The organism is Paenarthrobacter nitroguajacolicus (assembly GCF_029952445.1).
In the GTDB taxonomy this organism is placed as follows: domain Bacteria; phylum Actinomycetota; class Actinomycetes; order Actinomycetales; family Micrococcaceae; genus Arthrobacter; species Arthrobacter nitroguajacolicus_B.
In genome coordinates, this window is the sequence record NZ_JAQPPK010000001.1 from 47301 (window position 1) to 63814 (window position 16514).

Below are 16514 nucleotides of genomic sequence, written 5' to 3' on the forward strand. Positions count from 1 at the left end.
CCAGATAATGTCACGGCCGTTGGTGCGGCCGGGGGCGCCGTCGGGCATGACAACCCATGAAACCTGAATGCCGGGCCTATGCTTCAAAATCTCCCAAGGATGGAACACTCTGAGAAGTGCGTCCCAACAGTGATTTGTGACGCAACTTGGGCCGATTTGCTTGTCTATCCCCAGGAAGATGTTTGGCCGTAGGTGTTGGTGACTAGGTCACGCTGGCCGTCACTTCCCCTGCGGATAAACGCCGAGAGACTCAACTGCTGCTCGAACGACGCGACATGGGCAACTTCGGACAGCCTGTCAATGAGGCCGCGGGCGGCCCGGCGCTGGTTGTCCGTTTTCGGAACGAGATGCTCGACAACAATAAGCCTCGCATCCATGGGCCACTGCTCCGCATTGAGCCCTGTAAAGGCAAAGTACGCGTGTTCAGCCGGTCTCTTCAGATCTTGGACCCCCCGGCCTCCAGCAGCTTGAACCAGTATCTCGCGGTCGGGCGCCTCAACGATGGCCGTGAACTTCTGCTTGTTGCCAAATCGATCGCTCACTGAACTCTCGGTCTTGATGTTGAATCCAGCTTCGTCCTTCAGCCAGGTGCTCAACGTGGAAGCAAATGTCCGACGGGAGCCATCGCTTAGCAGACGCACACTGTCGAGCGCCAAGCAAACATCAGCGATTCGGCCAATGAGATCAGCTGCAGCGGACACAGGTCCGGTCGCATAGATCCGATCCGAGAATTCCAGAACACCGAAGTCCTGAATGATGTCGTCCCAGAGTGATTTGGCCGTCCGGCTTAGCTCTTCGGCGGCGTATAGGGACCTGCGCGAAAAGGTGAGACCGCCGTCGCTGACTGCCAGGCGATCTTTGTCCGGCTGCGGCCTGACATAAACCTCAACTGGATCGCCGTCGGAGTAGTACCGACCTGTAGCGACCACTAGCGTGGTCGAGTCGAAGCTCCGCGAACAGCTGAACTCGGCCCGCAAGGACTCCATAGCGGGGTTGAGAATCGTGCAGTCTGTCACGGTATCTCCTCTCCGTCAGGAAGCTTGAGGAATTCAGGAAACTCGGCCGCGGGTTTTGGCTGCCAGATCGCATCTACGTCACAGGTTACATGCATCATCTGACAGAACTGTTGGAAGATCAATCGAAGGTGATCGTCAGACATCGGGGTCCGGGAGTCGTCCTCCCAACCCATTGGCGGCCACGGCGGGACAAATGGGGCAATGGCCTGCTCATCTCGATGCTCACTGGTCCAACGGTGAAGATGGGTGCCCTCGTGCCGCACTCCGTCGCTTCTCCGATTGCGGTGTCGGTCTCTCACGCAAAGACGGAATAGATTTCCGACGGTACTTTCCGTGCAATGCAGAGCGAACGCGACGGCGTGCGGCTTCTTATGACATTGCTGACCAAGGAGAACGATGCGCCGGCCCATGTCATTCTTGACGTTGAGTGAAAATTCATAAGATGAGGGCTTAGGTCGCCACCGGACGCGGTCATTTACAGCCAGATTTGCGGCGCCAGACGAAATGAGCGCGATCATCCTGTCGTCCATTTAGTCTGCCGGACCTTCCTGTGACCCCTCTCCACGTTCGGACCATTCGCGTTCGCGGTCGCGGTGGCTGGTTGGGCCTTTGTAGGCCGCCATGTCTTCCCAGTTGTCCGGGAGCGGGATGGCTTGGTCGTCCACGGGTGTTAGATGCCGTTTAGCAGGGCTCTCCCCTGCTCGGTTCATGGGGGCGGGATGATCTGCATTGCCCACCACCTCCTGCCGCAGTTCATGAACCAGACGGTTCTGCTTGATGAACACACGGGTCAGATCAATCACCACGCGGCGCTGCTCAGGCGTCAGCGTATCCGCCTCGGGGGGCAGCTGCTGAGCCAAGGAAGCCTGCGGCGGCTCAAGGCCGGCCGCTCGAAACGCTTCCGCAACAGGCACCCCGGCGAGCTTGGCCAAGGCTTCCACAGTCTTGACTCCAGGTCGCGAGGTATAGGTGCCGGCAATGATCTTGTTGACCGTCGTGTAGGAGAGCGTCAGTCCCTTGCTCTTCGCGATGCGGTCGAGTTCTCGACCTTTCGCTCCCCCGTTGTTGTCAGTCGCCATCTGGGCGATCTGACGCAGCGTGAGGTGGGTGCTTTCCATGGCTCAATCCTTGCGGCAGTTGTACTACTTGTTGAAGCTCTAAATAGAGTTTCAGATACAAGTAAACCGTCTAGATTCCCCGCCTCCCAACGCATCCGGGTTGGGCGTGTTGACAAGTAGCTGACAATTGCGGCAAGCTCTACTTGTCAAACGAGTTCTAGGGGAGTAAACATGTACATACATCAAGGAACGGAGCGGTCACCGCTCCCCCACTATCGCCGCCCTAAACAGCGATTGAGGAGGGAAATCTACATGCAACCAATCAGCCGCGAGCGGCTCAAAGAGCGCCGCCTCCGGGAGGGATTCAACCAACGTCAGCTGGCGACGCTTTGCAATTGCAGTCAAGCGGCCATCTCAGCCCTGGAGACGGGAGTCATGCGGCAGTGCTCGGAAGACCTGGCCACGCAGATCTCCAAGTGGCTCAAGCGGGATGTCGACGAGCTCTTCACCCGCAAAGGGGACTCTCGCGTGCATCGAATGACAAACGCGGCAGGCTCCACGCGTCAGATGGCGGTTCTGTAGCCGTGAGCCGCCGGCCATCGCAGGCAATAAGCCGGACATACCGACAGGAGAAAATTCGTGGCACTAGTCAAGCCTTTTAGTTACGGGGAACAGATCGTTCGAACCGTTCTTATCGAGAACGATCCATGGTTTGTGCTCAGCGATCTGTGCAAAGTGCTCGGCTTGGTCCGAGGCGCCGCACAAGTCGGGGATCGTCTCGAAGACGGGGTACGTCAGACGTACCCCATCGCTGACAGCCTTGGGCGCACGCAGCACACGATACTCGTGAGCGAACCCGGCATGTACGAAGTCGTCATCCGATCAGACAAGCCAGAGGCTGTGGCGTTCCGGCGTTGGATCACCGGTGAGGTTCTGCCAGAGATCCGCAAGACGGGCTCATTCGGAGGCAGCCCAGCCCTGACCGGCAAGCAGCTGCTCGCCGCGGCGCTCCTTGAAGCGCAGGCAACCATGGCTGAAAAGGACTTCCAGATCCAAACCCAGGCGCTGCAAATCGAAGCCGCAGCCCCGAAGGTCACCTACGTGGATCAGTTCGTGGCCGAACACGACCTCCTGAGCTTCCGGACCGTCGCGGCGAGTCTCGACGTCGGAGAGCAAGAACTCCGCCAGTACCTGACAGCGAAGAAGTGGATCTACTGCCAAACAGATGAGAGCTGGTCCAGCACCCAGGGCAAGAAGGTCACGCGCAAACGCTACTCGGCCTACGCGGACAAGAAGCCCTACTTCCAGCCCGTGCTCAGTCACGAGGCCCCTCGCTTCCGTGGGGGCGAGGTCATGCACACCCTCAAATTCACCCCGGCCGGCGCGTCCGCCATCACCCGCCTATACGGCGCCAGCACGAAGGAACTCACGGCATGAAAAAGTCACCATTCACCCCGAAGGAACAGGAACTTGTGAACCGTCAGCTGGAGAGGATCCGGAAGGCCGGGTATCCCCCACTGAGTGCGGCCCAAGCACAGGTCATCCGGCGCACGTACGGCCGGCTGGTGGCGGAATGAGACTCCGTCACAAGCTACTGACGGCGAAGCCCCGCATCGTCAAGGAGTACAGGCACTGGTGGGCCGACCGCCTCAACCCGAAAACAGGCAAACCACAGTGCGAGCTTCACGACACGTTCCGTGAGGCCATAGCCACCGTGGACCTCTGGTCGAAGCAGGCCTCATGCTGAACGGCCCATTCCTGGTGGTGTTCGTCGGGGCGATCTTCGCCGGTCTCGCCATCATCCCAGCCCGACACCACGACCGCATGCTCGAACAACCCGATGACATCGACCACGACGCGCTTGCAGACGCTAACGATCAGCGCGCATCTGACGATGCCGATGCCTGGCGCAAGGGAGAGCGCTGATGGTTGCGAAGGAATCAGACCTGGTGCAATTGCCCGATGGGCGCCAGATGCCCGCGGCTGAGTACAACGAACGCCTGGCCCTGCTGTCCAAGCCGTTCACCTCGGATGAGATCGAGAAACTGCCCAAGCAGGTTCGGAAGAACGACGACGACCGAGGCAAGTGTGAACAAGGGTCCCGCTACTCGGCTGACGGTTTCTACTGTGGCGGCTGGCATGCCCGCTCGATGCACCTGGACTACGTAGGGCACGCCGGGATCACTGACCGGCTGAACGCTGTGGATCCGTTGTGGCACTGGGAGCCATTCGCTCTGTCAACCGCTGGCACTCCCCTGCTTTCTGATGGTGGGATGTGGGCGCGCATGACGGTGCTCGGCGTGACGCGTATCGGCTTCGGCGACCCCGGGCGTAACAGCGGCCCGAACGCCATCAAGGAAACCATTGGTGACTTCATCCGTAACGCGGCCATGCGCTTCGGTGTCGGCACTTATCTCTGGTCCAAGTCGGAGGCAGCCGCGGCCAAGAAGATCGCGGAAGAAGACCACGACGTCGAGCTCACCCAGCAGCGCCCCCCACAGCAGCAACCACAACAACAGCCCCCAAGCGTCGACTGGCAGCAGTCACTCATCGACGCCCGGGGCGACGCGGATCGGCTGGCCGCGCTCCGGGCAATGGCCGGGCGAGCCGGAGCCCCACCTCATTACATGGCGGCCGTCGACGCGGCAATTCAAGAATGCACACCTATCGAGGGGACGGTAACCAATGCCTGAACTGACTTTCAAAGAGAAGACCCTGCGCACGGCCGTCATGAACGCTATGACGTCCGTGATCGTGGACGCCAACAAGATCGGACGCGAGACCGCACTGACGGACCTCGTCACCCAGTACAAGGAGACCGGGAACAAGTCCTTCAGCGTGTTCAACCCGGACGGTGACAAGGTTGCCCAGATCACCCTGACCGAGCCCAAAGCCGAGACGGTGGTGACTGACCCCGGCGCGCTCCTGGACTGGTGCCGTAAACACCGGCCGGACCTCATCGAAACGGTGGAGCACCCGCCCGTCGAGGGCTGGACCGAGGTGAGGGTGAAGCCCTCCGCGCTGGAGCACATCGCTACGGACTGCAAGCTCGCCGGCGACGCCTTCATCACCGATGAGGGCGAACTCGTGGACGGCATCGAACACCGCCTGCCTGGCGATCCCACAAAGTTCACCGTCACATACACGGCCAAAGACAAGGGCCTCTCCCTTGTGCAGGCGTGGCGTGACGGCGGGATCCCGCTGCAGCTCGACCCAAACCTCCCGCAGATCGGCGGGCGACCATGAGTAACGAGGTACTGAACCCTGTTGCCATTGAGCAACGCATACGCGAAATCAGCGAGAGGATCGCTAAATCAGCGGCTGTCTGCAACGAGCGGTACATCACCTTCATGACCGCCGACCGGAACCATGACCTGGCCTACGCCGCCGCGTACATGGAGCACAAGGGCGCAGCCCATGAGAAGCGCTACGCAGCCGACTTGGCCACGGCTGAGACTCGCGGCGCCCGGGACGTCGCTGACGCCGCCTACAAATATGCGGACAGGCTGGCCAAGGCTCTGGAATCTGAGCTGCGCGCGTACCAGTCCATCGGCGCCAGCGTCCGGGCCATGTACCAGGTCGCGGGGCGTGGAGAATGAGCGGCCCAACATCGAAGACCCGGCGAATGGTCATAAAACGCGACGAGTCCACCTGCCAGTGGTGCGGCTCCCACGTCGACACCAGCAGCGGCTGGTACTCACTGCAGCACCGGCGGGCGCGCGGCATGGGCGGTTCGAAGCAGGCCTGGATAAACGGCCCCGCCAACTTGATAACCGTATGCGGAACAGGCACCACCCAATGCCACGGATACATGGAGGCCCACCCCATCGAAGCCGCCGGCCGCGGGTTCCGCCTCGGAATCGGGGAACACCCAGACCTCACACCAATTGAGGACTGGTCACGTTGCCGATGGCGACTTGAGGTCGACGGTTCCCGTACGGCGCTGGAGGTGGCACGTTGACCTCAGCGACTAATCCTGGAACTGTCATCAGCCTGTGCGACCTCACAGGCAACATGACCGAACCGTGGGTGGACGCCGGCTACCACGCTTTCCTAGTTGACCCTCAGCACGGAGAAACCAGCACGGAAACGAGACACAACGGCGCCGTCATCACGCGGTTCGCTGGCACTGTGGAAGGAGCCATCCCAGCCATCGCACGCATGATGAGCCGCGGGGCCGGCATTGCAATGGTGTTCGGATTCCCGCCGTGCACTGACATGGCTGTCAGCGGCGCCCGCTGGTTCAAGACAAAGCATGAGGCAGACAAGCTCTTCCAAGCTAAGGCCGTCATGGTGGCTGAACAGTGCCGCACAATCGGGCGGCTTAGCGGTGCTCCCTGGTTCGTCGAGAATCCGGTGTCGGTTCTCGCTTCCGCTTTCGGAAAGCCCCAATACACCTTCCACCCCGCCGACTTCACCGCCTACGAACCGTGCGACAACTACACCAAGAAGACGTGCCTCTGGACTGGAGGGGGATTCATCATGCCAGCTCCGCACAAGGACGAAACCTTAGGGGCTCCGGACAACCGCATCCATTTCGCGAGCCCTGGACCTGACCGCGCCAACTTCCGCAGCGCCACGCCTATGGGCTTTGCCCGGGCCGTCTTCGACGCTAATCGCGAAACATCATTATCCCTAAGGACGGCAGCATGAATTGGGCTAAACCCATCAGTGTGCAGGTCAGTGATTGGCGAGTTCAGCTCTCCGGCTCAGTAGCAACTTCGCTTTTGGCATCGGCTGCCTGCTCAACGTCATCATCCGATTGCCTGCTGCGTTTCTGGAGAACCTCACCCGCATCCTTCAGAACCTTCAGAACCTTGCTCCGCGACTCCTTATGTAGTAGCCACGCAGGCAAGAAGGTATGGAGTTTGGTTGCGGCAGTGTTCATTGCCTGCCAATCTCCACTTGCACGGTGTTGCTCCCGAGCGAAGGCGGAACTAATACAGAGCCGTCCAAGAGCATACGGCCAACTTTCGAGAACATCGCAAAGTTCATTCGTTTCCGGTGATGACATTCGAATCCTCGCCAGCCCGGCACGCAGCTCAGCAATGTGCCCGAAGGTGTCCTGTTCTTCCTTGGCTGGCCGATCCTCGTATACGAGCTTTTCCGTCACCTTGATGAATTCCATTATGGCCTCCGCCTGGCGCGCCCGTGCGGTTTCGGCTTGCTGCTCCTCCAATTGCCGGGTCAGTCCTGCTCGCTGTTCCACGAGCTGTTCAGCGTGCATCCGTTCCTGTGCTGCCAAAGCATTTGCAGCTTGCTTTTCTTGGGCTGACTTAGCAGCCTCAGCAATTTTGGTCTGGTGTTTGTTTGTCATCGTCACCACGAGGAGCGCAACACCCGCGGCGAGTACAGCGCTGATGGCTGCCCCAAAAACGCCGCTCCACAGCTGGAGCAGCCAAATCTCATCACTATTCACGTTTGAATCCTATTTGCAACCGGTGGTGATGCTCTGATGGAAGTCCCACCACCAACATTGTCGAACGGCGTCGTCACCTCGGGCCAAGTGTTGCAAGGCACCTTGCAACAGATCGAAGGAGCGTACCTGCAGCGCACCTCCGAGGAGGTGAAGCGCTGATGGCAAGCGTGATCTTTGCCCACGCCGCTGAGCGCTGGAAAGAGATGCGGGACGCCTATGACTGCTACTTAAAGCGCGCCTACGACCAGGCCTTGGAAGCCACCGGTGGCGTGCTGGTGAACAAGCTCGGACGGTCACTGCACATTGACGGGCTGGACCTCTTCACCGGCTCAGCCCACCGGGCCCGCCGTTATGCGTCCTGGGAGCTCATCGAGCACTGGCAGCACACACCGCGGGTGACGCTCGAAGAGTTCGAGGCCCGTTGGGTTGCTGGGGAGGTGGAATACGTTGGCGCGTGACCGGGCGAACATCAAGACCGCCATCCACACTGACGACGACTGGCGGGCGCTCACGATCATCGAGCAGCACCTGTACTGGCTGCTGATGACTCACCCGAAGCTGAGCTACGTGGGTGTAGCGGACTGGCGGCCGGCGCGCTTGGCAGCGATGACCAGGGACATGACGCCGCAGTCCATTCGGGCAGCAGCTGAGGGGCTCCAGGCTGCTCGGTTCGTGCTTATCGACGATGAGACGGAAGAGATCCTAATCCGGTCCTTCCTCCGCCACGACGGGCTGCTCAAGCAACCGAAGCTGTCCATCTCGATGGTGAATTCTTATGCGGATGTGGCTTCCAAACGCATCCGCGAGGTCATCACCTTTGAGCTGCAGCGCCTCAATGCTGAGTTCCCGGATTGGGCAGCGTTTAGGCAGGACAGAGTCATGTCGTTGGTCAAAGGTAAGGGCACCGACATTTCAGCCTTTACCCAAGGGCTTACCCTTCCGCTTACCCCTGAAGTTACCCCTCTGTTTAGGGTAAACGACGACCAAGCCCAAGGGTTGCCTACATCTACAGCTACTACTACAGCTACCTCACCTAGCGGTGAGGGGGTGCAGGGGGAACGTAAGAAGCAGGAGCGTCCACTCCCTGCCACCTGGCAGCCGAACGACGCGCACAAGAGCTACGCAGCATCTCGGAGCCTCGACTTTTCAGGTGAGGCAGAGAGGTTCAAGCTGCACGCCCAGGCCAATGACCGGCGCCAGCGTGACTGGGACGCGTCGTTCCGGATGTGGCTGAGCAAGGCCAAGCCTGTAGCGGCCACGAACTCGGTGCCCCAGCAGTATGGGTGGGCGAACCAATGACACCGGAGCACTACGTAGTTGGCGCTTGCCTTCTGTCCCGGGATGCTGTCCGGTTCGCTGCCGAGGTTGTCCAGCCGCTGGACTTCCAGACTCACGTCCTTGGTGAGGCGTTTGCAGTCATGCAGGAGATGCACCCGACCCCGGAGCCCATCGAGCCGGGATCGGTTTTCCTGAAGCTGAGGGCGCGCGGCCAGCACACTCTGCAAATCACCGAGGTGTTCGCCTGGATGGAGGGCACGGCCTCGGCTCACACTGTGGAGTTCTACGCCAAGCAGGTCCGGGAGGCGTCCGTGAAGCGGGCGCTCCGGTCTGCCGCGCAGCGGCTCATCCAGCAGGCCACGCAGGAGGGGCTGCCGCCGGCCAAGGCGCTGAGTGATGCGATGGATGACCTGAAGGGCATCCGGGACAACACCCCGGGCCAGGGCATCGAGTCGAAGAAGCTGGGCGATGTGCTGGCTGTCGAGGAGGATCACGACTGGCTGGTGCCGGGACTGTTCGAACGGGGCGACCGGATGGTCATCACCGGCTTCGAGGGGTTCGGTAAGTCCACCTGGATTCGGCAGATGGCGGTCCAGTTCGCCGCGGGTATCAACCCGATCAGCCTCGACCACATCGACCCGCTACGGGTGCAGGTGGTCGACGTTGAGAACACTGAGGGTCAGTGGCGCCGGGAGGTCCGCGGCATGGCAGCCAAGGCTCGCCAATACGGCTCCAATGACCCGTCCAACATCGACCTTGCCTGCACAGGCCGGATCGACATCACCAAGGACGCCGCTCTCGGTGCGATCCACCGCCTGGTGGACCAGAACAGGCCGGACGTCCTGTTCATCGGCCCGATCTACAAGATGGTCCCGAACGGCATCAACAACGACGACGACGCGGCTCCACTGATCACCGCGCTGGACTCATTGCGGGACCGCGGCTTGGTGATGGTCATGGAGGGCCACTCCCCCAAGGGCAACGGCCAGATGGCCCGCGACCTGTCCCCTCGCGGCTCGGCGGCGCTCATGGGCTGGCCGGAGTTCGGGTTCGGGCTCGCCCCGGACACCAACGGCACCAACTCCGCCACCATCCAGCGCTGGCGCGGCGACCGGAACCAACGCAACGACTGGCCCAAACGTCTGGAGCGCGGCGGCCCGTTCCCGTGGACCGCAGAAAACATCCACCCAGAAACCCGCCGCCGGTACTACGGCTGGGACCAACAACCACAGAAAGAGGCGGTCACGTGGTGATCAGCGCCGGATACGTCCCGGAAACCTTCGAGGAATTCACAACTAACCGAAAGGCGGCCTGAGCATGGCAGGCGAAACCACAATCACAATCATCGGGAACCTGACGAACGACCCGGAACTACGGTGGACCAACAGCGGGTCCGCAGTCGCTAACTTCACGATCGCTTCCACGCCTCGGACGTTCGACCGCCAGGCCAACGAATGGAAGGACGGCGAAACCCTGTTCCTCCGGGCCAATGTTTGGCGGGAAACGGCGGAGAACGTGGCCGAGACGCTGAAGAAGGGCATGCGCGTCATCGTGGAAGGCCGTCTGAAGTCCCGTAGCTACGCAACCAAGGAAGGCGAGAAACGCACGGTCATCGAGCTGGAAGTGGACGAGATTGGCGTGTCGCTGAGGAACGCCACAGCAAAGGTGAACCGCACGCAACGGAACGGTGGCGCCCAGGGCGCTGGCGGCTTTGGCGGTCAGTCCAACAACAACTGGGGCCACCAGCCCCCGCAGCAGGAAGACACGTGGGGAGTTCCTGGCCCCACGAGTGAAAGCTGGGGCACCGGCCCAACCGGGCAGGAGCCACCATTCTGATGATCCACACATTCATACCTGGAACCCCTGTCCCGCAGGGCTCAGTGAACAACTACCGCGGCCGGATCGTCGGCGTGACCCCGAAGCTGCGAGACTGGCGCCTGAAGATCCGCACAGCCACCCTGGCCCAGCACAAGGGCAAACCACTGGACGGGCCGATCACCGTGAGCCTCGTGTTCCAGCTCGCACCACCGCAGCGGCCCCGCTGGCCGCTCCCCGCCGTGAAGCCCGACCTGGACAAGCTCATCCGCGCAGTCATGGACTCCCTGTCCACCACCAAGCAGCTCCGCGGTGTCATCACTGACGATGCCCGCGTAGTGCACATCACCGCAGCGAAGACCTACCACGGCAACCCCGGGGTCATGGTCACCATCACACGCTCAGGAGTCACGGAGTGAACGCCCCTCAGCCGCCGCAATCCAGGGCAACCATGGTGAACGGGCTCGCATCGAACGTCCACCAGCTCACCATGGAAACCACGCACAAGCTAGACACCGACAACGGCCCTCAATGGGTGAAGGCACCACCGCTGCTGGACCAGCTGAGGGTAGCCTGCAAGGGCATCAGTGGATCTTCCACCGGTGGCGGATCAGGCACGCCCGCACCGCTGGCACTGTCCGCGTACGACTTGTACCTCCGCATCGAGTCCGTGGTGTTCTTCCAGCACGGCAAGTTCTTCCCGGGCGTCAAGCATGGGTCGCTGGAGGACTCAATGAAGGCGTGGGCCCGGGTGGCGTCTGTCAACGAGGGGCCGCGTAAGGAGGCCGAGCAGTTCACCGCTGAATGGGTGTCAGCCATCGAACAGGTGTTCCAACCAGCTAAACCCCTCGTGATCGACGCGCCCTGCCCACAATGCGGCGAGCTGTTTTACACCGCCGTCGAGGAAGGCGAGTCCCGGTGGAAGCGTTCCCTGACCGGCCACGCGGTCAACGGGCAGGCATGGGTGGAGTGCGGAAACTGCGAATCAGCATGGGTCGGGGCTGAGATGCACCACCTGAACGCAGCAATCAACACACCCACCCCGTGAGCTTTTAATCCTCACCGATCTGAATTAAACTAGTGGTACCGCCGCGGAAGTGTCTCTACTTTCAGGCAGAAGGCCGGACTGTTACCCCCATACAGTCCGGCCTTCGTCGTCCCTGGGGCAGGAGGCGACTTCTCCAACATTTTCGCCAATAAATAGGACCCTTCGGGATGGCGCGTGATCAGCCGGCGCGGGAAGTACCCACGCCCTGTCAAGTCGCCTTAGAATCCACTGGTTCAAAGCCGAGAACTGTAACCAAACCTTGTCATGACGAGTCACTTTTCCTTTCAGTTTCCGATGCTGCACGTCGTACCGTATTCTCCAAACCAGGATCAGGTATGAGCAGGGGGACATTTTGGCAACGCAGTATGGCTTTAAGCTCTGGGAAGTCACGGTTCATGATGGGTTTTCGCGAAGCCCGCTGGACCTCACTGAGGCCCAACTGGACAGCAAGGACACGGCGACCAAGCTTTTTCCTTCACTCCGGGCAATCGCCAAGAGCACTGCAGGCTTGACTCGGACCGAGGTGCTCCGCTATCGGACGTATTCACCCGAGGAAGACGCGGCCGGCGATAAAGAGGACACAACACCTTCGATTCGCCTCTTAAGCCATTCGGTAAGTGGTTCGAATCTCACTTTCGAGTACAGATTCGGACGGCGAGGAAGCCACGACATCGCCATTGCACCTGACGCAGGTCAAGATGCGAGCCTTGCGGATAAGGCTTCCTCAAACCGATTCCGCGCTTATCTGTTCCTACCGACGTCCGGAACCAAAGCTGTCTTTGCATCCGAAGCCCGCAACAGCATGTGCCCAGGCACTGATTTGCTGAAACTCTTGGGTGTCACGTCCAAAGAACAAGATGAAGCTCGGGAGACTAAGGATCAAATCGGGTGGTGGCGATTCCTTCCGAAGCAGGTCACAGATGAAGAGCAGTTGAAAAGCTTCATCCGCAGTGGGCACGCAAACGCAGTGAGACTGGAGAAGATCACTTCCAGCGGTTCTGGTGCGCGGGAACGCAAGGCAATCACTGTCCGTCAGTCAGGCCTAAGTGGAAGCAAGCTGGATCAGGCAAAGATACTCGGCGCTGAATGGTTTGGCGTCAAAGCGAAAGACCTCGGCTTGGACGGGAAACCTCCAAAAGGCAAGGACGACCTGGCCAAACTCGCGGCCCTTGTGGATTTGCAATTGAAGCCTGGACAGTTTGACGACGGCGGCCTTGAGTGGGAGGGACCCGATGGGAGCACACAATTCGTCAAGCCGGACGGCGCGAGAGACGTCTTCACCTACCGCGTAGGCAAACGAGGGTCTGCTCCCACCGACAAGGAACTCGAAAGAGCGATTAAGAATCGCGTGAAGCTTCTAGCGACATCAAGGAAGTGGCATCTGACAATCTAGGCCCGAAAGGAATATGACAGCATGGACCGTCTCTTTCCATGGTTCCTCCTCAAAGGCCACTTTCGGTCCTTATCGATTCGCACCGACACGGAACACCGGCAAAATTGGCCAGTCACGCTCTTGGTGTACGGAGCCCCATTCGTTGCTCTGGTAATTTACTGGGCCTTGGACGCGAACCTTTCCATGCCTGTTGTGATCCAGCGATCAGGTCCTGTCCTCACCGCAGTCGCGCTCCTTGCCGGAGGAACACTTACGGCCTTCACGCACATATCAACACTTCGCCTTAAACTCACCGAGAGAGCTGACTCGAGCGAATTGCCAGTCGAGGGTGAGAGTCTAGACGGAGAAGCTTCAGATAGAGCCATGGTGGATGAGGTGGCAACTCACCTGCTAATGGCATCTTTGTTTTCCACGCTGACAGCGCTGGTCCTCATCCTTGGCATGAACTTTGCGGCGGGCGAGCCGGGTTTGGACGAAATCCGGGGGCCCATGGCATGGATCATCAACGCCCTGTTGATTTTTGACGCAACGCTATATTGGATTGCCATCCCTCGTATCTACCTTGCATACGTGGAACTCAACAAAGTTGATCCCCGCATGGCAGGAAATGCCTCCGGCTACTAGCAGTCCCTAGCCAACCCGTCTAAAAGGCTCCGAATATTCGGAGCCCTTTTGTTGCCCCTCGTCCCTAGAAGGCCAGCATCTCCCGCACCGGTCACGTGCACCACCGCTCGTCGGTGACGAAGCCAGTACGAGGGAGTAGAAGATATGACCTCAGCAGACGCTGGACCTGGTCACCACACTGCGAGGACACATGCCACGAGCACCTAAGCAATGCGCTCAACACGACTGCTCAACACGAGTAACGGGCAAGTCGTACTGCGACGACCACACACCCATGAACTGGAAAGGTGAACGCCGCACAACAACAGCAGCACACAAGACATGGCGTCTCGCTGTGCTCCAACGAGACAACTTCACATGCCAACTCAAGCTCAACGGCTGCACGGTCAAAGCTACACAGGCAGACCACAAGCACAACGTAAAAAGCGGCGGCGCTGAGCACGACGTCAACAACGGGCAAGCAGCATGCACCAACTGCCACAAGCAGAAGACCCAGGCCGAGTCCCTACAAGCCAGACGGCGCCGGGGGCCGGGGACCCCTCCCCCCGGGTCAGCTTCTCTGCCGTAGAGGTGCTGTGGATTTCTCCGTGTACGGTTCCCCACGTTTCGGCGGGAGGCTTCACCTGCGGGCGATTTCTTGACTTTTAGGGCTTTGGCCGAAACGGCCGAGGCCCTTTTACCCGAAACGGGAGGATAGAAGATGCCTGCTGCGAAGAAGGATCCGTCAACGCGTGCCCGGCGGAACACGGCTTCGACGGCGTCCAAGTTGAAGGGTGCGACGGTTGAGGCGCCGAAGCTTCCGAAGCGTCCGAAGGTCTTCGACGATGAGGGCGACTTGCTTGCCGATGATTGGCATCCTGAGACTCTGGCTTGGTGGGAGGATCTTTGGGCTGCCCCGATGGCCGCGGAGTATCACTCTTCCGACCGGCACGCCCTGTTCCTCCTGGCGGTGCTGATGGATGATTTCTGGCTGAATCCGTCAACGAGGTTGGCATCGGAGATCCGATTGCAGCGGCAGGCGTTCGGGTTGACTCCTTACGACCGCCGGCGGCTTGAGTGGACGATTGAGTCCACGGAGGAAGCGAAGGACCGCGGGACGCAGCGGAAGGCCCGGCAGGGCACCCCGCAGCCTAGTCCCTCGGTGGACCCGCGTTCTGTGCTGCGTGCGGTGAACTGACGTGGCGGTCCTGATTGTCCCGGAGTTGGATGATCAGCCGTGGCCGACTCTTGGACCTGCCCTTGTTGAGTTCATTCATGAGCGTTGCGTGTTTGGTCCTGGCTCTTTGGCTGGGCAACCGGCGGTTTTGGATGCTGAGAAGCAGGCGGCTTTGTACCGCTTGTATGAGGTGTTCCCGCAGGGGCATGAGCTTGCTGGCCGTCGTCGTTTCAAACGTGGCGGTATCGAGTGGCGTAAGGGCATGGCTAAGACGGAGTTCATGGCGTGGGTGGGTTTTTGTGAGCTGCACCCGGAGGCGCCTGTCAGGTGTGACGGCTTTGACGCTTACGGGGATCCTGTTGGCCGGCCGGTGATGTTTCCGTACATCCCGTTTATGGCGACGTCGGAAGAGCAGGTTTCGGAGCTCGCTTATGGCGTGTTGAAGTACGTTGTTGAGGAAGGCCCGGACGCTGACCTGTTCGATTCTGGTTTGGACCGAATTATCCGTCTGAATCATCGTGGGCAAGATGAGGGCAGGGCTGTTCCTGTTGCGAACGCCCCGAACTCGCGTGACGGTGCTTTGACGACATTCCAGGCCTTTGATGAGCCCCACCGGCTGTACCTGCCGAATCAGAAGCACGCTCACGAAACCATGCAAGCAAACATGGAGAAGCGTGTACTTGAGGATCCGTGGTCTTTGTACACTTCCACGGCTGGGCAGCCTGGGCAGGGTTCCATTCAGGAGGATCTTCGGAAGGAAGCTGAGGACATTGGGCAGGGTCTGATCCGGGATCCGCAGTTGTTCTTCTTCGCCCGTTGGGCCGGGGATAACCACGTGGATTTGGAGCCTCGGGCGGCAACGCCCGGGAGTCCGGCTGTCACCCCGGAGCAAGCTTTGGAGAACCGCATCGCGGCTGTCGCTGAGGCTACTGGCCCGGTTGGTGAGTACGGGCCGGGGCAGTTCCTTTCCATTGCCCGTCAGTGGGACCGTAAGGGCGCTGACAAGTCGTATCTGGAACGTGTGTGGTTCAACCGTTGGCGCCGTTCCGCTTCCCAGGCGTTTGATATTGAGAAGTGGAAGAACCTCGGCCGGCCCGGCGAGACGATCCCGGCTGGCGCGTTTGTCACGGTTGGCTTCGATGGGGCACGGTTCCGTGATGCAACAGCGTTTGTGGTCACGGACATCCGCACTGGCCTGCAGATGGGCGACCACATGCTTTGGGAGCAGGATCCGTTGGACCCGGATTGGGAAGTTGACGAATCCGAGGTCACGGCAAAGCTCGAAGAGATCATGGAGCGCTTCGACGTCTGGCGTTTGTACGGCGACCCGCCCCACTGGACGGAAACGATGGGCTCATGGTCAGCGAAGTATCCGGACCAGATCGAAGAGTGGTGGACTGCCCGGAAGTCGCCCATGGCTTACGCGCTGCGTGAGTTCACGGAGGCTATTGACTCCGGGTCCGTGACGCATAGCAATTGCGAGGACTACAACCGCCACATTGGCAATGCCGGGCGTAAGGATCTGCGAATCCTTGACGATCACGGGGAGCCGTTGTGGGTGCTGAACAAGATGGAGATGGACCGCAAATTCGACCAGGCCATGGCCGGTGTTCTTTCGTGGAAAGCCTGCCTGGACGCCCGGAAGTCCGGGGCCAAGCCACGTCGGAAGACGCGGAGGGCACCGCGGCGACTTTACTAGGAGGCTGA

Annotated in this window: 23 protein-coding genes; 20 read left to right on the plus strand and 3 right to left on the minus strand. The window is 60.3% G+C overall.

Annotation, left to right across the window (positions count from 1 at the left end):
• Positions 1–164: 164 nt before the first annotated feature.
• Entirely contained in the window at positions 165–1016 is an 852-nt protein-coding gene (locus tag PJL15_RS00240; protein WP_281449219.1) for a DUF1828 domain-containing protein, read from the minus strand.
• Between the two features lie 530 nt (positions 1017–1546).
• Positions 1547–2134: a hypothetical protein gene (locus tag PJL15_RS00245; RefSeq protein ID WP_281449220.1), complete on the minus strand. Its 588-nt coding sequence runs from the start codon at positions 2132–2134 to the stop codon at positions 1547–1549.
• A gap of 252 nt (positions 2135–2386) precedes the next feature.
• On the opposite strand from PJL15_RS00245, the gene PJL15_RS00250 reads away from it, so the two are divergent.
• The 9 genes from PJL15_RS00250 (at position 2387) to PJL15_RS00290 (ending at position 6727) form a co-directional block, all read left to right on the plus strand.
• The gene (locus PJL15_RS00250; protein WP_281449221.1) at positions 2387–2656 is read left to right on the plus strand and encodes a helix-turn-helix domain-containing protein; all 270 of its coding nucleotides are present in this window, start codon (positions 2387–2389) and stop codon (positions 2654–2656) included.
• A gap of 57 nt (positions 2657–2713) precedes the next feature.
• Positions 2714–3511, plus strand: coding sequence for a BRO family protein (locus tag PJL15_RS00255; RefSeq protein WP_281449222.1), 798 nt, complete (start codon positions 2714–2716; stop codon positions 3509–3511).
• Entirely contained in the window at positions 3508–3651 is a 144-nt protein-coding gene (locus tag PJL15_RS00260) for a hypothetical protein (protein WP_281449223.1), read from the plus strand. The genes PJL15_RS00255 and PJL15_RS00260 overlap by 4 nt, the downstream gene beginning before the upstream one ends.
• Positions 3648–3821, plus strand: coding sequence for a hypothetical protein (locus tag PJL15_RS00265; RefSeq protein WP_281449224.1), 174 nt, complete (start codon positions 3648–3650; stop codon positions 3819–3821). Before PJL15_RS00260 ends, PJL15_RS00265 begins: the two co-directional genes overlap by 4 nt.
• Positions 3815–4000, plus strand: a complete 186-nt coding sequence (locus PJL15_RS00270) for a hypothetical protein (protein ID WP_281449225.1) — start codon at positions 3815–3817, stop codon at positions 3998–4000. The genes PJL15_RS00265 and PJL15_RS00270 overlap by 7 nt, the downstream gene beginning before the upstream one ends.
• Complete coding sequence (locus PJL15_RS00275) at positions 4000–4767, plus strand: hypothetical protein (protein ID WP_281449226.1); 768 nt, start codon at positions 4000–4002, stop codon at positions 4765–4767. Before PJL15_RS00270 ends, PJL15_RS00275 begins: the two co-directional genes overlap by 1 nt.
• On the plus strand, positions 4760–5320 hold the full coding sequence (locus tag PJL15_RS00280) for a hypothetical protein (protein WP_281449227.1): 561 nt from the start codon (positions 4760–4762) through the stop codon (positions 5318–5320). Before PJL15_RS00275 ends, PJL15_RS00280 begins: the two co-directional genes overlap by 8 nt.
• Positions 5317–5673: a hypothetical protein gene (locus PJL15_RS00285; protein ID WP_281449228.1), complete on the plus strand. Its 357-nt coding sequence runs from the start codon at positions 5317–5319 to the stop codon at positions 5671–5673. The genes PJL15_RS00280 and PJL15_RS00285 overlap by 4 nt, the downstream gene beginning before the upstream one ends.
• Positions 5674–6031: 358 nt before the next feature.
• Complete coding sequence (locus PJL15_RS00290) at positions 6032–6727, plus strand: hypothetical protein (RefSeq protein WP_281449229.1); 696 nt, start codon at positions 6032–6034, stop codon at positions 6725–6727.
• Between the two features lie 43 nt (positions 6728–6770).
• Here the strand turns inward: PJL15_RS00290 and PJL15_RS00295 are convergent, their stop codons facing one another.
• The gene (locus PJL15_RS00295) at positions 6771–7493 is read right to left on the minus strand and encodes a hypothetical protein (RefSeq protein ID WP_281449230.1); all 723 of its coding nucleotides are present in this window, start codon (positions 7491–7493) and stop codon (positions 6771–6773) included.
• A 158-nt stretch (positions 7494–7651) separates the two neighbouring features.
• Between PJL15_RS00295 and PJL15_RS00300 the strand changes: the two genes are divergently transcribed.
• The 11 genes from PJL15_RS00300 (at position 7652) to PJL15_RS00345 (ending at position 16506) form a co-directional block, all read left to right on the plus strand.
• Positions 7652–7951, plus strand: coding sequence for a hypothetical protein (locus tag PJL15_RS00300; protein ID WP_281449231.1), 300 nt, complete (start codon positions 7652–7654; stop codon positions 7949–7951).
• Positions 7941–8792, plus strand: coding sequence for a hypothetical protein (locus PJL15_RS00305; protein WP_281449232.1), 852 nt, complete (start codon positions 7941–7943; stop codon positions 8790–8792). The genes PJL15_RS00300 and PJL15_RS00305 overlap by 11 nt, the downstream gene beginning before the upstream one ends.
• Complete coding sequence (locus tag PJL15_RS00310; RefSeq protein WP_281449233.1) at positions 8789–10024, plus strand: AAA family ATPase; 1236 nt, start codon at positions 8789–8791, stop codon at positions 10022–10024. Before PJL15_RS00305 ends, PJL15_RS00310 begins: the two co-directional genes overlap by 4 nt.
• A 64-nt stretch (positions 10025–10088) precedes the next feature.
• Positions 10089–10607 (plus strand): single-stranded DNA-binding protein, encoded by a 519-nt coding sequence (locus PJL15_RS00315; protein WP_281449234.1) that lies wholly within the window; start codon positions 10089–10091, stop codon positions 10605–10607.
• Positions 10607–11005 carry a RusA family crossover junction endodeoxyribonuclease gene (locus PJL15_RS00320; protein ID WP_281449235.1) on the plus strand — a complete coding sequence of 133 codons (399 nt, stop codon included), beginning with the start codon at positions 10607–10609 and terminating at the stop codon, positions 11003–11005. The genes PJL15_RS00315 and PJL15_RS00320 overlap by 1 nt, the downstream gene beginning before the upstream one ends.
• On the plus strand, positions 11002–11634 hold the full coding sequence (locus PJL15_RS00325; protein WP_281449236.1) for a DUF7341 domain-containing protein: 633 nt from the start codon (positions 11002–11004) through the stop codon (positions 11632–11634). The genes PJL15_RS00320 and PJL15_RS00325 overlap by 4 nt, the downstream gene beginning before the upstream one ends.
• A 352-nt stretch (positions 11635–11986) precedes the next feature.
• Positions 11987–13027, plus strand: a complete 1041-nt coding sequence (locus PJL15_RS00330) for a hypothetical protein (RefSeq protein ID WP_281449237.1) — start codon at positions 11987–11989, stop codon at positions 13025–13027.
• Between the two features lie 393 nt (positions 13028–13420).
• Entirely contained in the window at positions 13421–13651 is a 231-nt protein-coding gene (locus tag PJL15_RS00335) for a hypothetical protein (protein WP_281449238.1), read from the plus strand.
• Positions 13652–13925: 274 nt separating this feature from the next.
• Positions 13926–14219, plus strand: a complete 294-nt coding sequence (locus tag PJL15_RS22670; protein WP_432443779.1) for an HNH endonuclease — start codon at positions 13926–13928, stop codon at positions 14217–14219.
• A gap of 132 nt (positions 14220–14351) precedes the next feature.
• On the plus strand, positions 14352–14828 hold the full coding sequence (locus PJL15_RS00340; protein ID WP_281449239.1) for a hypothetical protein: 477 nt from the start codon (positions 14352–14354) through the stop codon (positions 14826–14828).
• A 241-nt stretch (positions 14829–15069) separates the two neighbouring features.
• On the plus strand, positions 15070–16506 hold the full coding sequence (locus PJL15_RS00345) for a hypothetical protein (RefSeq protein WP_281449240.1): 1437 nt from the start codon (positions 15070–15072) through the stop codon (positions 16504–16506).
• Positions 16507–16514: the final 8 nt, after the last annotated feature.

Bases quoted from the DNA above. Each gene is read 5' to 3' on its own strand.
- PJL15_RS00245 (WP_281449220.1), bottom strand. From the start codon at position 2,134: ATGGAAAGCACCCACCTCACGCTGCGTCAGATCGCCCAGATGGCGACT.
- PJL15_RS00250 (WP_281449221.1), top strand. From the start codon at position 2,387: ATGCAACCAATCAGCCGCGAGCGGCTCAAAGAGCGCCGCCTCCGGGAG.
- PJL15_RS00260 (WP_281449223.1), top strand. From the start codon at position 3,508: ATGAAAAAGTCACCATTCACCCCGAAGGAACAGGAACTTGTGAACCGT.
- PJL15_RS00265 (WP_281449224.1), top strand. From the start codon at position 3,648: ATGAGACTCCGTCACAAGCTACTGACGGCGAAGCCCCGCATCGTCAAG.
- PJL15_RS00270 (WP_281449225.1), top strand. From the start codon at position 3,815: ATGCTGAACGGCCCATTCCTGGTGGTGTTCGTCGGGGCGATCTTCGCC.
- PJL15_RS00275 (WP_281449226.1), top strand. From the start codon at position 4,000: ATGGTTGCGAAGGAATCAGACCTGGTGCAATTGCCCGATGGGCGCCAG.
- PJL15_RS00280 (WP_281449227.1), top strand. From the start codon at position 4,760: ATGCCTGAACTGACTTTCAAAGAGAAGACCCTGCGCACGGCCGTCATG.
- PJL15_RS00285 (WP_281449228.1), top strand. From the start codon at position 5,317: ATGAGTAACGAGGTACTGAACCCTGTTGCCATTGAGCAACGCATACGC.
- PJL15_RS00300 (WP_281449231.1), top strand. From the start codon at position 7,652: ATGGCAAGCGTGATCTTTGCCCACGCCGCTGAGCGCTGGAAAGAGATG.
- PJL15_RS00310 (WP_281449233.1), top strand. From the start codon at position 8,789: ATGACACCGGAGCACTACGTAGTTGGCGCTTGCCTTCTGTCCCGGGAT.
- PJL15_RS00315 (WP_281449234.1), top strand. From the start codon at position 10,089: ATGGCAGGCGAAACCACAATCACAATCATCGGGAACCTGACGAACGAC.
- PJL15_RS00320 (WP_281449235.1), top strand. From the start codon at position 10,607: ATGATCCACACATTCATACCTGGAACCCCTGTCCCGCAGGGCTCAGTG.
- PJL15_RS00335 (WP_281449238.1), top strand. From the start codon at position 13,421: ATGGCATCTTTGTTTTCCACGCTGACAGCGCTGGTCCTCATCCTTGGC.
- PJL15_RS22670 (WP_432443779.1), top strand. From the start codon at position 13,926: ATGAACTGGAAAGGTGAACGCCGCACAACAACAGCAGCACACAAGACA.
- PJL15_RS00340 (WP_281449239.1), top strand. From the start codon at position 14,352: ATGCCTGCTGCGAAGAAGGATCCGTCAACGCGTGCCCGGCGGAACACG.
- PJL15_RS00345 (WP_281449240.1), top strand. From the start codon at position 15,070: ATGGCTAAGACGGAGTTCATGGCGTGGGTGGGTTTTTGTGAGCTGCAC.